The sequence below is a fragment of the Streptomyces sp. SX-6 genome (assembly GCF_059089585.1).
Genome location: NZ_JBTHHU010000022.1, coordinates 50252 through 62661, shown reverse-complemented (window position 1 = coordinate 62661; position 12410 = coordinate 50252). Strand labels below are relative to the sequence as shown.

General features: G+C 68.7%; 12 protein-coding genes and 1 pseudogene. 4 read left to right on the top strand and 9 right to left on the bottom strand.

The window, feature by feature from the left end; genetic code table 11:
* Positions 1 to 16 precede the first annotated feature (16 nt).
* Positions 17 to 343, top strand: a complete 327-nt coding sequence (gene trxA / locus ACV530_RS24305; RefSeq protein ID WP_494334750.1) for a thioredoxin — start codon at positions 17 to 19, stop codon at positions 341 to 343.
* Between the two features lie 12 nt (positions 344 to 355).
* Here the strand turns inward: trxA and ACV530_RS24300 are convergent, their stop codons facing one another.
* The 9 genes and pseudogenes from ACV530_RS24300 to rpmH form a co-directional block, all read right to left on the bottom strand.
* Positions 356 to 973, bottom strand: a complete 618-nt coding sequence (locus tag ACV530_RS24300; RefSeq protein ID WP_494334749.1) for a GNAT family N-acetyltransferase — start codon at positions 971 to 973, stop codon at positions 356 to 358.
* 322 nt (positions 974 to 1295) lie between these two features.
* Positions 1296 to 2390 (bottom strand): ParB/RepB/Spo0J family partition protein, encoded by a 1095-nt coding sequence (locus tag ACV530_RS24295; protein WP_494334748.1) that lies wholly within the window; start codon positions 2388 to 2390, stop codon positions 1296 to 1298.
* Positions 2387 to 3436 (bottom strand): ParA family protein, encoded by a 1050-nt coding sequence (locus ACV530_RS24290; RefSeq protein ID WP_494334793.1) that lies wholly within the window; start codon positions 3434 to 3436, stop codon positions 2387 to 2389. The genes ACV530_RS24295 and ACV530_RS24290 overlap by 4 nt, the downstream gene beginning before the upstream one ends.
* 256 nt (positions 3437 to 3692) lie before the next feature.
* Positions 3693 to 4400 carry a 16S rRNA (guanine(527)-N(7))-methyltransferase RsmG gene (gene rsmG / locus ACV530_RS24285; RefSeq protein WP_494334747.1) on the bottom strand — a complete coding sequence of 236 codons (708 nt, stop codon included), beginning with the start codon at positions 4398 to 4400 and terminating at the stop codon, positions 3693 to 3695.
* A gap of 106 nt (positions 4401 to 4506) precedes the next feature.
* Entirely contained in the window at positions 4507 to 4974 is a 468-nt protein-coding gene (locus ACV530_RS24280; protein ID WP_494334792.1) for a Jag family protein, read from the bottom strand.
* A gap of 67 nt (positions 4975 to 5041) precedes the next feature.
* Positions 5042 to 6211 (bottom strand): membrane protein insertase YidC, encoded by a 1170-nt coding sequence (gene yidC / locus ACV530_RS24275; protein ID WP_494334746.1) that lies wholly within the window; start codon positions 6209 to 6211, stop codon positions 5042 to 5044.
* A gap of 3 nt (positions 6212 to 6214) precedes the next feature.
* Complete coding sequence (gene yidD, locus ACV530_RS24270) at positions 6215 to 6532, bottom strand: membrane protein insertion efficiency factor YidD (protein WP_494334745.1); 318 nt, start codon at positions 6530 to 6532, stop codon at positions 6215 to 6217.
* 62 nt (positions 6533 to 6594) lie between these two features.
* Positions 6595 to 6963 (bottom strand): annotated as a pseudogene (rnpA, locus tag ACV530_RS24265) (ribonuclease P protein component); the annotation flags it as partial.
* 23 nt (positions 6964 to 6986) lie between these two features.
* Positions 6987 to 7124 carry a 50S ribosomal protein L34 gene (gene rpmH, locus ACV530_RS24260; RefSeq protein WP_003949374.1) on the bottom strand — a complete coding sequence of 46 codons (138 nt, stop codon included), beginning with the start codon at positions 7122 to 7124 and terminating at the stop codon, positions 6987 to 6989.
* A gap of 439 nt (positions 7125 to 7563) precedes the next feature.
* Between rpmH and dnaA the strand changes: the two genes are divergently transcribed.
* The 3 genes from dnaA (at position 7564) to gnd (ending at position 12407) form a co-directional block, all read left to right on the top strand.
* Entirely contained in the window at positions 7564 to 9348 is a 1785-nt protein-coding gene (gene dnaA, locus ACV530_RS24255; protein ID WP_494334744.1) for a chromosomal replication initiator protein DnaA, read from the top strand.
* Positions 9349 to 10277: 929 nt separating this feature from the next.
* On the top strand, positions 10278 to 11408 hold the full coding sequence (gene dnaN, locus ACV530_RS24250) for a DNA polymerase III subunit beta (RefSeq protein WP_494334743.1): 1131 nt from the start codon (positions 10278 to 10280) through the stop codon (positions 11406 to 11408).
* A gap of 123 nt (positions 11409 to 11531) precedes the next feature.
* Positions 11532 to 12407 carry a phosphogluconate dehydrogenase (NAD(+)-dependent, decarboxylating) gene (gene gnd, locus ACV530_RS24245; RefSeq protein WP_494334742.1) on the top strand — a complete coding sequence of 292 codons (876 nt, stop codon included), beginning with the start codon at positions 11532 to 11534 and terminating at the stop codon, positions 12405 to 12407.
* The last annotated feature ends 3 nt before the right edge of the window (positions 12408 to 12410 follow it).

Here is a 12410-nt window from a genome sequence, read left to right as displayed (position 1 = left end):
ACACAAGGAGACCTCCATGGCTCTCAAGGCCGTGACCGACGCGTCCTTCGACGAGGACGTCCTCAAGAGCGACAAGCCCGTCCTGGTGGACTTCTGGGCCGCCTGGTGCGGTCCGTGCCGCCAGATCGCGCCCTCGCTCGAGGCGATTGCCGCCGAGCACGGCGACAAGATCGAGATCGTCAAGCTGAACATCGACGAGAACCCGGCCACCGCCGCGAAGTACGGCGTGATGTCGATCCCGACGCTCAACGTCTACCAGGGTGGTGAGGTCGCCAAGACCATCGTCGGCGCCAAGCCCAAGGCTGCCATCGAGCGGGACCTGGCCGACTTCCTCGGCATGTAAGCAGTCGCTGTTTCACAACGGCCTCAGCGCCGGCTCCTTCTGCACCGCACCGAGCAACCGGTCCAGTGCCAGCTCGACGTCCTCCTTCCAGGAGAGCGCCGACCGCAACTCCAGCCTCAACCGCGGATATCGCGGGTGGTGCCGCACGGTCTTGAACCCCACCGCCAGCAGATGATCGGCAGGCAGCACACACGCGGGCTCCTTCCAGCGGGCGTCGCCGAAGGCCTCGATCGCCTTGAAGCCCCGCCGGAGCACATCCTTCGCAACGGTCTGCACCATCACCCGGCCCAGTCCCTGCCCCTGGTAACGCGGCATCAGCCAGGACGTCATCAACTGCACCGCGTCCGCCGCCACGGGGCTCGTGGGGAAGGCCGTCGAACGCGGCACATAGGCCGGCGGGGCGTAGAGCACAAAGCCGACCGGCACATCGTCGACGTACACCACGCGGCCACAGGAACCCCACTCCAGGAGAACGGCCGAGATCCAGGCTTCCTTCTCCAGCTCCGGGCGTCCGGCCCTCAGCGCCGCTTCGCCACTGACAGGATCCAGCTCCCAGAAAACGCAGGCACGGCAGCGGTTGGGGAGGTCCGGGAGATTATCCAGCGTGAGCGGTACGAGCCGACGCCCCATGGAGCCAGTTCCTCACTTCCGTCGCGTGCCGCGACCCGGGCGGCACCCAGTGCCTTGCGCTCCCGGAGCAGGCTTCCGACGAATCCGCCCGCTGCCCCCAGGCCCAAGCCCGTCGCCACCAGTCCGGTCCGGCTCACCGTTCGCATGGCCTCGCCCCTCCGTGAACGTGCGTCAACGTGTCCAACGTGGTTATGCCATACCTCAACGCATCGTATCCGCACGTCGATTGGGCGGACAGTCGGCCACGGCAAAGGGGCGGGCCGTGTTCCACGCGAGTGTTCCACGTGAAACACGGCCCGCCCCTTTGCGGCCGTTGGCGGTCCTACTCAGCCGCGTCCTCATCGGTGAGCTTCTGGTCCAGTACGCCGCCCTCACCCGGGGCGAGCGTGCCCAGGATCCGCTCCAGATCCTCGATCGAGGCGAACTCGACGACGATCTTGCCCTTCTTCTGGCCGAGGTCGACCTTCACCCGGGTCTCGAAGCGGTCCGACAGTCGTGAGGCCAGATCACCCAGGGCCGGCGACACCCGGGCTCCGGCCCTGGGCCCCCTGGCCTTCGACGGGCTCTTCGAGCGCGACCCCATCAGATGCACGATCTCCTCGACCGACCGCACCGAGAGCCCCTCGGCCACGATGCGGCGGGCGAGCTTGTCCTGCTCCTCCGCTTCGTCGACGCCGAGCAGCGCACGGCCGTGACCGGCGGACAGAACACCCGATGCCAGCCGCTGCTGCACGGACGGCGTCAGCTTCAGCAGCCGGAGCGTATTGGAGACCTGCGGACGCGAGCGCCCGATACGGTCGGCCAGCTCGTCGTGCGTGCAGTTGAAGTCCCTGAGCAACTGGTCGTAGGCGGCGGCCTCTTCCAGCGGATTCAGCTGGGCGCGGTGCAGGTTCTCCAGGAGCGCGTCGAGGAGCAGCTTCTCGTCGTCCGTCGCCCGGACGATCGCCGGGATCCTCTCCAGCCCGACCTTCCGGCAGGCCCGCCAGCGACGCTCGCCCATGATGAGCTCGTAGCGCTCGGGCGCCGTCTGACGCACCACCACGGGCTGGAGGAGTCCCACCTCACGGATGGACGTCACCAGCTCGTCGAGAGCTTCGTCGTCGAACACCTCACGGGGCTGACGCGGGTTGGGCGTGATGGAGTCGAGGGGCAGCTCGGCGAAGTACGCTCCGGCCACCGTCTCCACAGGCGCTTCGACGGACGGCTCGGGGATCGCTGTTTCACGTGGAACGACGACGTCGTCCACCGCGAGCGCAGCCATCTGCACCGCGGCCCCACGGTCCGCCGTCAGTACCGGAACCGCTGCGGGGGACGTCGCACCGGGTCCCATCGCCGGTGCACCGTTCTCCGATCCCTTCGGCGCCGCCGGGATCAGTGCACCGAGCCCACGGCCCAGTCCTCTACGTCGCTCACTCACTGCAGCCCCTCCGACATGCTGTGCTGGTCTTGCTGTTGCTGACGACCCACCGTATGGGCCCTGCCAGCGTCGTAGTGCACACCGACCCCCCGCAGGGCGATCTCGCGAGCCGCCTCCAGGTACGACAGCGCGCCGCTGGAGCCCGGGTCATAGGTGAGAACCGTCTGACCGTAGCTGGGGGCTTCGGAGATGCGCACCGAGCGCGGAATGCTGGTCCGGAGCACCTCCTGGCCGAAGTGGCTGCGCACCTCGTCGGCCACCTGCGAGGCGAGCCTGGTCCGGCCGTCGTACATCGTCAGCAGGATCGTCGACACATGGAGCTCGGGGTTGAGGTGACCCCGCACCAGCTCCACGTTGCGCAGCAACTGGCCCAGTCCTTCCAGCGCGTAGTACTCGCACTGAATGGGGATCAGCACCTCGACACCGGCCACCAGCGCATTGACCGTCAGAAGGCCGAGCGAGGGCGGGCAGTCGATGAGGATGTAGTCCAACGGCTGTTCATAGGCCTTGATGGCCCGGTCCAGCCGGCTCTCGCGGGCCACCAGCGAGACGAGCTCGATCTCGGCACCCGCCAGGTCGATGGTGGCGGGGGCGCAGAAGAGGCCCTCCACATCCCGCACGGGCTGGACCACATCGGACAGCTGCTTCTGGTCCACCAGGACGTCGTAGATGGACGGGACGTCGGCGTGGTGGTCGATGCCCAGTGCCGTCGAGGCATTGCCCTGCGGGTCGAGGTCGACCACCAGCACCCGGTTGCCGTGCAGCGCCAGCGAGGCCGCCAGGTTCACGGTGGTCGTGGTCTTGCCGACCCCGCCCTTCTGGTTGGCCACCACCATCACCCGGGTCTGTTCCGGCCTGGGCATAGGGGGCGGCGTTTCACGTGAAACCGCCTCCCCGGCGGCCAAGGGGCCGGGACCGGGCACCGGTTCGGAGTCGGCGGGGCGGGGGCCGGGGACCGGGTCGGCCATCGGCCCCGCGATATTGGCGTCGGACCGCAAGGATTCACTCTCCTCGACTTCAGGCTCGCGATGAACAGAGCCTGCCATGGTTTCGGGGCCGTGAACCAGCGAGGCCCGCTCTCCTGTGGATGAATCCACTTCTGTGGACAACTCCACAACACCCTTGAGCGGCCGCCGGTCGCGTCCGGCAGCCGCTCGACCACGGTTGATGATGCCGTGCAGCAAGGAGCGATGTTTCACGTGGAACACGATGAACGCGCCCCACGGCCACCCCGCTGCGACACTCCGCTTGCGTAGTTTTGACAGCTTGTATGGAGCAACGCCGGTCTGCTCCAGCGCAACGTCAGCGGCGACGGCGCGCCCTGGCCGCCTTCGCCCGCTTCGCGGCGAAGCGCACACCGCCGGGACTCTCCCCGACCTCGACCCGCACCAGGGTCGACGGCGGATCGACCACGCCCTCACCGACCTGCAGTACCGAGGTGCGCACGACCCCGAGCTTGCTCAACGCGGCCCGGGCGCCCTGCAGTTCGGACTCGGCCGTGTCGCCCTTGAGGGCCAGCATTTCGCCGTACGGACGCAGCAGCGGCACGCCCCAGCCCGCCAGCCGGTCCAGCGGGGCCACGGCCCGGGCCGTCACCACATGCACCGGCGGCAGCTTGCCCAGCATCTCCTCGGCCCGGCCGCGGACGACCGTGACATGGTCGAGCCCCAGGAGCTCGACGACCTCCGAGAGGAAGGTCGTACGGCGCAGCAGCGGCTCCAGCAGCGTGATCTGGAGGTCGGGGCGAACCAGGGCCAGCGGGATGCCCGGCAGTCCGGCGCCCGAGCCCACATCGCAGACCGAGACTCCCTCCGGCACGGCCTCGGAGAGTACGGCGCAGTTGAGCAGGTGCCGCTCCCAGAGCCTCGGGACCTCACGGGGGCCGATCAGCCCACGCTTCACCCCCGCGTCGGCGAGCAGCTCCGCGTAGCGGACGGCGTCAGGAAAGCGGTCGCCGAAAACCTCCCGTGCCTCCGGGGGCGCCGGGGGGAGCTCCGCTGCCTCTTCCACGGTGAACCGTCCTTCCGTACAACGTTGGATCTGAGATATCAGGCTGACAAGGATCGGCCCCGTCTGCGAGCAGACGGGGCCGTGAACACCGGGAAGCTGGGTCGGATCAGGAGGGCAGGACGACCACGCGGCGCTGCGGCTCCTCGCCCTCGGACTCGCTGCTCAGGCCCGCCGCCGCCACGGCGTCGTGGACGACCTTGCGCTCGAAGGGGGTCATCGGGTCGAGCCGGACCGGCTTGCCCGTGCTCCTGGCCTCCTCGACGGCCTTGGCGCCCACCTTGGCGAGCTCGTCACGCTTGCGGGCCCGGAAGCCGGCGATGTCCAGCATGAGACGGCTGCGGTCGCCGGTCTCCCGGTTCACGGCGAGCCGGGTCAGCTCCTGGAGCGCCTCCAGCACCTCACCATCGCGGCCCACCAGCTTCTGCAGATCGCGGCTGGACGGGTCGCTGATGATCGAGACCGAGGCACGGTCGGCCTCGACATCCATGTCGATGTCGCCGTCGAGGTCGGCGATGTCCAGCAGTCCCTCGAGGTAGTCAGCCGCGATCTCGCCTTCCTGCTCGAGGCGGGACATGCTGTCGGCGCCCTCGGCGGCAACCGCACTGGCCTGGTGCTGGGTGTCCGTCACGGTGGACTCCTTCTTACTTCTTCGACGACTGGTGCTTGGCCCGCGGCTGGCCCTTGCGCTGCCCGGACTTGGCGGCACGGGCCGAGGAGCCACCGTTCTGCTGGGGCTTGGTGTCCTCGGACGCCTTGGACTCCGGCTTCCCGGACTCCGGCTCCTTGTCCTGCGGCTCCTCGGCCTCCGGCTCCGGGTCCTCCTCCTTGGCACCGTTCCCGGAGGACGCGCGGGTGCGGGGCTGCGAGGGACCGGCGGGGCCGCCGGTCTGCCGCTTCGACTTCGGCTGCCGCTTGGGCTGCTGGCGGGCGGCACGGGCGGCCTCGGCGGCCTCCCGCTTCTCGACGGCCTCCGGCTCCTCCGTGAGCTTGCCCTTGGCCCGCAGCCGCTCCTGGCGCTGCTTGAAGGCGAGGCTGCCCGGGGTGGGGTTACGCCGGATGACGAACATCTGCTGGCCCATCGTCCACACGTTGGTGGTCAGCCAGTACACGAGGACACCGACCGGGAAGTTGATGCCGAAGACGGCGAACATGATCGGGAAGACGTACATCAGCATCTTCTGCTGCTGCATGAACGGCGTCTTCACCGTGAGGTCGACGTTCTTCGTCATCAGCTGGCGCTGCGTGAAGAACTGCGACAGCGACATCAGGACGATCATGACGACCGTCACGACCCGCACGTCGGTGACCGACGCGTTGAGGCTCTCGATCTTGTGCGCGTTGTCCAGGAACTTCACGGACAGCGGGGCGCCGAAGATGTGCGCGTGCCGCGCGCTCGCCAGCAGGTCCGCGTTGATGAAGCCGACCGTCTTGCCCTGGGCGATGTGGTTCAGGACCTGGTACAGCGAGATGAAGAAGGGCGACTGCGCGATGATCGGAAGGCAGCTCGAGAGCGGGTTGGTGCCCGTCTCCTTGTAGAGCTTCATCATCTCTTCGGACTGGCGCTGCCGGTCGCTCTTGTAGCGCTCCTGGATCGCCTTCATCTTCGGCTGGAGCGCCTGCATGTTCCGCGTCGCCTTGATCTGCTTCACGAAGAGCGGGATCAGGCAGATACGGATCAGCACCACCAGCGAGACGATGGACAGACCCCACGCCCAGCCACCGTTCCTGTCGAACATCAGACTGAAGAACGAGTGGAACTGGACGATGATCCAGGAAACTACGTAATAAAGAGGACCGAGGATCGTGTCCACGAATCAGGCTCCTTGGGCGTTGGGCTGAGTCTCGGGCTGTGCGGCGGGACCCTGTACGGGGTGCCCGCCCAGTCGGCTCCTCAGCCGCTGGTGCCAGACCGGGCGCTTCCGGGGAGGTACGTGATCGACTCCACCGAGCGACCACGGGTTGCAGCGCAGGATGCGCCAGGCCGTCAGCGCCGTTCCTTTGAGCGCACCGTGCACGTCAATGGCCGTATAGCCGTAGTGCGAGCACGACGGGTAGTACTTGCAGACCGGCCCCAGCAGGGGGCTGATGGTCCACTGGTACAACTTGATCAACCACAGCAGCGGGTACTTCACCGTGCGCTCCCTCCCGGGGGTAGGCCGGGGTTCCGGAGATCACTCTCCGGGGGATTGCAGCTTTGCGACGCCCCTCCCAACAGCCGCTGCAGAGCGGTGTCGAGATCGCGGGCCAGCTGACCGTGATCCGCTTCGCCCGCGCCCGGCAGGGCGCGTACGACCACCAGGCTACCGGCGGGCAGCAGATCCAGCCGTTCGCGCATGAGGTGGCGCAGTCTCCGCTTGACCAGGTTGCGCACCACGGCTCCGCCGACGGCTTTGCTCACGACGAAACCCGCACGCGCCTGGGGAACAGTCTCCCCAGGTGGGTGCGGGTCCGTTGTACCGCTGCGTAGGTGGACGACGAGGAGCGGGCGCCCGGCCCTGCGTCCTCGGCGAACCGCGGTCGCGAAGTCCTCTCGCCGCCTCAGCCGTGAGTCGGTGGGCAGCACATCAGGACCTAGGTGTCCGCGGATCAGGCCGACAGGCGGGCGCGACCCTTGCCACGGCGGGACGCGAGAATCGCGCGGCCGGCACGGGTACGCATGCGCAGGCGGAAGCCGTGGGTCTTCGCGCGACGGCGGTTGTTCGGCTGGAAGGTGCGCTTGCTCACTCGGGGGCTCCAGAAATGAATCGTGTGATGGCGTGACATCGCCTGGCTGTCACCGTGCGCCCACGAGAAGCTCGCAATACGCAAGGCACCGCTTCACGACCGCACTCGAAGGAGTGCGACCCTTGCCCATCGGAGGCAGGCGGCAGCAGCCATCGACAACTCGACCTGGTCACGGTACGCGGGGCTACGCCATCCGGTCAAACCGGGAACGCACCAGGGAACACCGTAGCCTCCCGGACGGCAGCCCGTCGCACACCATGCCCGGCGGAACGGGGCCTCCGACTCATGGCACAGTTGTGCACACCCTGTGGACAACGACTTGAACCGCGCGCCACGCCCTGACTACCGTGGCTGAACTCCGAATACTTCCCGCCTGCCCCGAGAACCACACCTTCGTGGGACTCAAAGGCTCCCCAAGCTGACCGAGAGAGCGTGCCCTGTGGCTGACCTGCCTGCCGATCTTGCCGCAGTGTGGCCGCGCGTGCTCGAGAAGCTCCTCGGCGACGGCCGGGGCCAGGGCCAGGGCGTCGAGGGCAAGGACGTGCACTGGATCCAGCGGTGCCAGCCTCTCGCGCTGGTCGCCGACACCGCGCTGCTGGCCGTGCCGAACGAGTTCGCCAAGGGCGTCCTCGAGGGCCGGCTGGCCCCGCTCGTGAGCGAGACGCTCAGCCGTGAGTGCGGGCGCCCGATCCGGATCGCGATCACCGTCGACAACTCCGCCGGCGAGCCCCCCGCCCCCCAGCCGCCCGCGCGCGACGAGCGCCCGCAGCGCTTCGAGCCCCCCGCCGGGGGCGGCCAGGACCGCGACGCGTACGAGGGCTACGGCCGGCAGCCCGCGGGCGACGACCTGCCCTCCGTACGCCCGGCGTACCCCGACTACCAGCAGCCCCGCACCGAGCCCGGCGCCTGGCCGCGCCACGCGGGCCCGGGCGGCGCGGACCGCGGCGGCGACTACGGCTGGCAGCAGCCGCGCCTCGGCAACTCGTACGAGGCCGAGCGCGACCCGTACGCCTCGCAGCACGCCCCGCACACCCCGCCCGCGTACGAGCAGCAGCAGGACTACCGGCCGCAGACACCCTCGTACGAGCCGCCCGCCCGGCGCGAGCTGCCCGAACCGCCCGCGCGCGGCGCGGGCCCGGCGGAGCGGCCGCCCTCGTCGGGTTCGTCCGGCTCGTCGGGTCCGGTCGAGCCGACGGCGCGGCTGAACCCGAAGTACCTCTTCGACACCTTCGTCATCGGCGCCTCCAACCGCTTCGCCCACGCGGCGGCGGTCGCGGTGGCCGAGGCGCCCGCCAAGGCGTACAACCCTCTGTTCATCTACGGGGAGTCGGGCCTCGGCAAGACCCATCTGCTGCACGCCATCGGGCACTACGCACGCAGCCTCTACCCGGGCACCCGCGTGCGGTACGTGAGCTCCGAGGAGTTCACCAACGAGTTCATCAACTCCATCCGCGACGGCAAGGCGGACGCGTTCCGCAAGCGCTACCGCGACATGGACATCCTGCTGGTCGACGACATCCAGTTCCTCGCGAGCAAGGAGTCGACGCAGGAGGAGTTCTTCCACACCTTCAACACCCTGCACAACGCCAACAAGCAGATCGTGCTGTCCTCGGACCGGCCGCCCAAGCAGCTGGTGACCCTCGAGGACCGGCTCCGCAACCGCTTCGAGTGGGGTCTGATCACGGATGTGCAGCCGCCCGAGCTGGAGACGCGCATCGCGATCCTCCGCAAGAAGGCGGTGCAGGAGCAGCTCAACGCCCCGCCGGAGGTGCTGGAGTTCATCGCCTCCCGGATCTCGCGCAACATCCGCGAGCTGGAGGGCGCGCTGATCCGCGTTACGGCCTTCGCGAGCCTCAACCGGCAGCCGGTGGACCTCGGCCTCACCGAGATCGTCCTCAAGGACCTGATCCCGGGCGGCGAGGACGCCTCCCCGGAGATCACGGCGCCGGCCATCATGGCCGCGACGGCCGACTACTTCGGGCACACGGTCGAGGACCTGTGCGGGGCCTCGCGCAGCCGGGTGCTGGTCACGGCCCGGCAGATCGCGATGTACCTCTGCCGGGAGCTCACGGACCTCTCGCTGCCGAAGATCGGCGCGCAGTTCGGCGGCCGCGACCACACGACCGTGATGCACGCGGACCGCAAGATCCGTGCGCTCATGGCCGAGCGGCGGTCCATCTACAACCAGGTGACCGAGCTGACCAACCGCATCAAGAACGGCTGACACACCGCACGAGAACGCTCCTCAGGGCGCCTCGGGACGCTTCCCGGGGTGCCCTTCGGCGTTCCGGGGCGGGGCGGCCGGGCCCGGCCGGGGGACCGGGGGTTGCCCCCGGGAAAACACAGTCCGGGGCGCCCTTCGGCGTTCCGGGAAGCGTTCCGGGTGGGGAGGAGAACGGGACAGGGCCGACCCGCTTGTTCGAATACGGACGCGTGACCCCCGGTTCTCCACAGAATCCTCCCGGACACCCCGTCCACACCCTGGGGACCGGGAAGTTATCCAGATGATGTCCACAGAGGGGCCTGTTGATAGGCCATCAGGGGAGGTCAGCGGCATGTGGATTTGTGGCAAACGCAAGTCCACAGCCTGTGGACGACCACTCCGCCCACAGAGGTCCGGCCGGTTGTCCACCGGCCGCCCACAGGAAGATCGCTGTTGTGCACAGCCTTTCCACACGGATGTCCACTGTTCGGCAACGAAACGCCCGAAGTCACCGCACCGAGTGAAAGGCGTCACACCAAGCTGCCGGGTTGGCCTGTGGGGAACGTGGGTAAAGCTGGGGACGCGCCTGGGGAGAAGTGGCCCCCGCCTGTGCACCGCCTGTGCAGAACTTTCCGTTCTCCACAGCGACCCCCGCTTTTCCACTGCCTCCGCCCACAGGGCCGGTGGACAAAAAATCGCGGTTGACCTGGGAAGAGACCGTTTTCCACGGTTTCCACAGGCCCTACTACTACGACCACAGAGTTAAAGCAGGGAACTCGTTTCGAAGTGGGTCCTGTGCACAACCCGGCTCCGGGCCGCGCCACGCCGTCGGGCCCGACTTGACCCCGAGCCGCGCTCGCTGTCAGCGGCGTGCGTCAGACTGGTCTCCGGCATTCAGCCGACGACGAAGCCAGCAAGAGCGAGCCAGCAACAAGCAGGAGGCGGTTCCGGTGAAGATCCGGGTGGAGCGCGATGTACTCGCGGAGGCAGTGGCCTGGGCGGCCCGCAGCCTCCCGGCCCGTCCGCCGGTGCCGGTCCTCGCCGGCCTGCTGCTGAAGGCGGAGGAGGGCTCCCTGAGCCTCTCCGGCTTCGACTACGAGGTCTCGGCCCGTGTCTCCGTCGAGGCGGATGTGGAGGAGGACGGCACCGTCCTCGTCTCCGGCCGGCTCCTCGCGGACATCTGCCGCTCGCTCCCCAACAGGCCTGTGGAGATCTCCACCGACGGCGTGCGTGTCACGGTCGTCTGCGGCTCGTCGCGATTCACACTCCACACCCTGCCTGTGGAGGAATACCCGGCCCTGCCCCAGATGCCGACCGCCACGGGCACGGTCCCGGGCGAGGTCTTCGCTTCCGCCGTCTCCCAGGTCGCCATCGCCGCCGGCCGTGACGACACGCTCCCGGTGCTCACCGGTGTGCGGATCGAGATCGAGGGCGACACGGTCACCCTGGCCTCCACCGACCGCTACCGCTTCGCCGTCCGCGAGTTCATGTGGAAGCCCGAGACCCCGGACATCTCCGCGGTCGCCCTGGTGCCCGCCAAGACGCTGCTGGACACCGCCAAGTCGCTCAGCGGCGGTGACTCGGTGGCGCTGGCTCTGTCCGGCTCCGGTGCGGGCGAGGGGCTGATCGGTTTCGAGGGCTCCGGCCGCCGTACGACGACGCGTCTGCTCGAGGGCGACCTGCCGAAGTACCGCACGCTCTTCCCGACCGAGTTCAACTCGGTCGCGGTGATCGAGACCGCCCCGTTCGTCGAGGCCGTCAAGCGCGTGGCCCTGGTCGCCGAGCGCAACACCCCGGTGCGGCTGAGCTTCGAGCAGGGCGTGCTGATCCTCGAGGCCGGCTCCAGCGACGACGCACAGGCTGTGGAAAGGGTCGACGCCCAGCTCGAGGGCGACGACATCTCCATCGCCTTCAACCCCGGCTTCCTGCTGGAGGGTCTGTCCGCGATCGACTCCCCGGTCGCCCAGCTCTCCTTCACCACCTCCACCAAGCCCGCGCTGCTCAGCGGTAAGCCCGCGCTGGACGCGGAGGCGGACGAGGCGTACAAGTACCTGATCATGCCGGTGCGGCTGTCGGGCTGAGGCCTTGGGCGCTGAGCCGAGGCCGACGTCTGAGCGCTGACGCCCGACAGGTGTGCACACACCGTCGGGCGTAGGCTCGGACCGGGGCACATACCGCAACGACTACGGCATAGAGGATCAACGATGGAGCTCGGTCTCGTCGGTCTCGGCAAGATGGGCGGCAACATGCGCGAGCGCATCCGCCGCGCAGGCCACACCGTCATCGGATACGACCGCAACCCGGACCTGGCGGATGTCCACAGCCTCAAGGAGCTTGTGGATTCCCTTCAGGGCCCGCGCGTGGTGTGGGTCATGGTGCCCGCCGGCGCGGCGACCCAGTCGACCATCGACGAGCTCGCCGAGCTGCTCTCCCCGGGCGACATCGTCGTCGACGGCGGCAACTCCCGCTGGACGGACGACGAGAAGCACGCCGGGGAGCTCGCCGCCAAGGGCATCGGCTTCGTCGACTGCGGCGTCTCCGGCGGTGTCTGGGGCCTGGAGAACGGTTACGCCCTGATGTACGGCGGCGACGCCGAGAACGTGGCGAAGGTCCAGCCGGTCTTCGACGCGCTCAAGCCCGAGGGCGACTTCGGCTCCGTGCACGCGGGCAAGGTCGGTGCGGGCCACTTCGCCAAGATGGTCCACAACGGCATCGAGTACGCGATGATGCAGGCCTACGCCGAGGGCTGGGAGCTGCTGGAGAAGGTCGACTCCGTCACTGACGTGCGCGAGGTCTTCCGCTCCTGGCAGGAGGGCACCGTCATCCGCTCCTGGCTGCTCGACCTGGCCGTCAACGCCCTCGACGAGGACGAGCACCTCGACAAGCTGCGCGGCTTCGCCGCCGACTCCGGCGAGGGCCGCTGGACGGTCGAGGCCGCGATCGACAACGCCGTGCCGCTCCCCGCGATCACCGCGTCCCTCTTCGCCCGCTTCGCGTCCCGTCAGGACGACTCCCCGCAGATGAAGATGATCGCCGCGCTGCGCAACCAGTTCGGCGGCCACGCGGTCGAGAGCAAGTAACCC

Bases quoted from the DNA above. Each gene is read 5' to 3' on its own strand.
- ACV530_RS24280 (WP_494334792.1), bottom strand. From the start codon at position 4,974: ATGTCCCGCCTCGAGCAGGAAGGCGAGATCGCGGCTGACTACCTCGAG.
- ACV530_RS24300 (WP_494334749.1), bottom strand. From the start codon at position 973: ATGGGGCGTCGGCTCGTACCGCTCACGCTGGATAATCTCCCGGACCTC.
- trxA (WP_494334750.1), top strand. From the start codon at position 17: ATGGCTCTCAAGGCCGTGACCGACGCGTCCTTCGACGAGGACGTCCTC.
- gnd (WP_494334742.1), top strand. From the start codon at position 11,532: ATGGAGCTCGGTCTCGTCGGTCTCGGCAAGATGGGCGGCAACATGCGC.
- ACV530_RS24290 (WP_494334793.1), bottom strand. From the start codon at position 3,436: ATGGCAGGCTCTGTTCATCGCGAGCCTGAAGTCGAGGAGAGTGAATCC.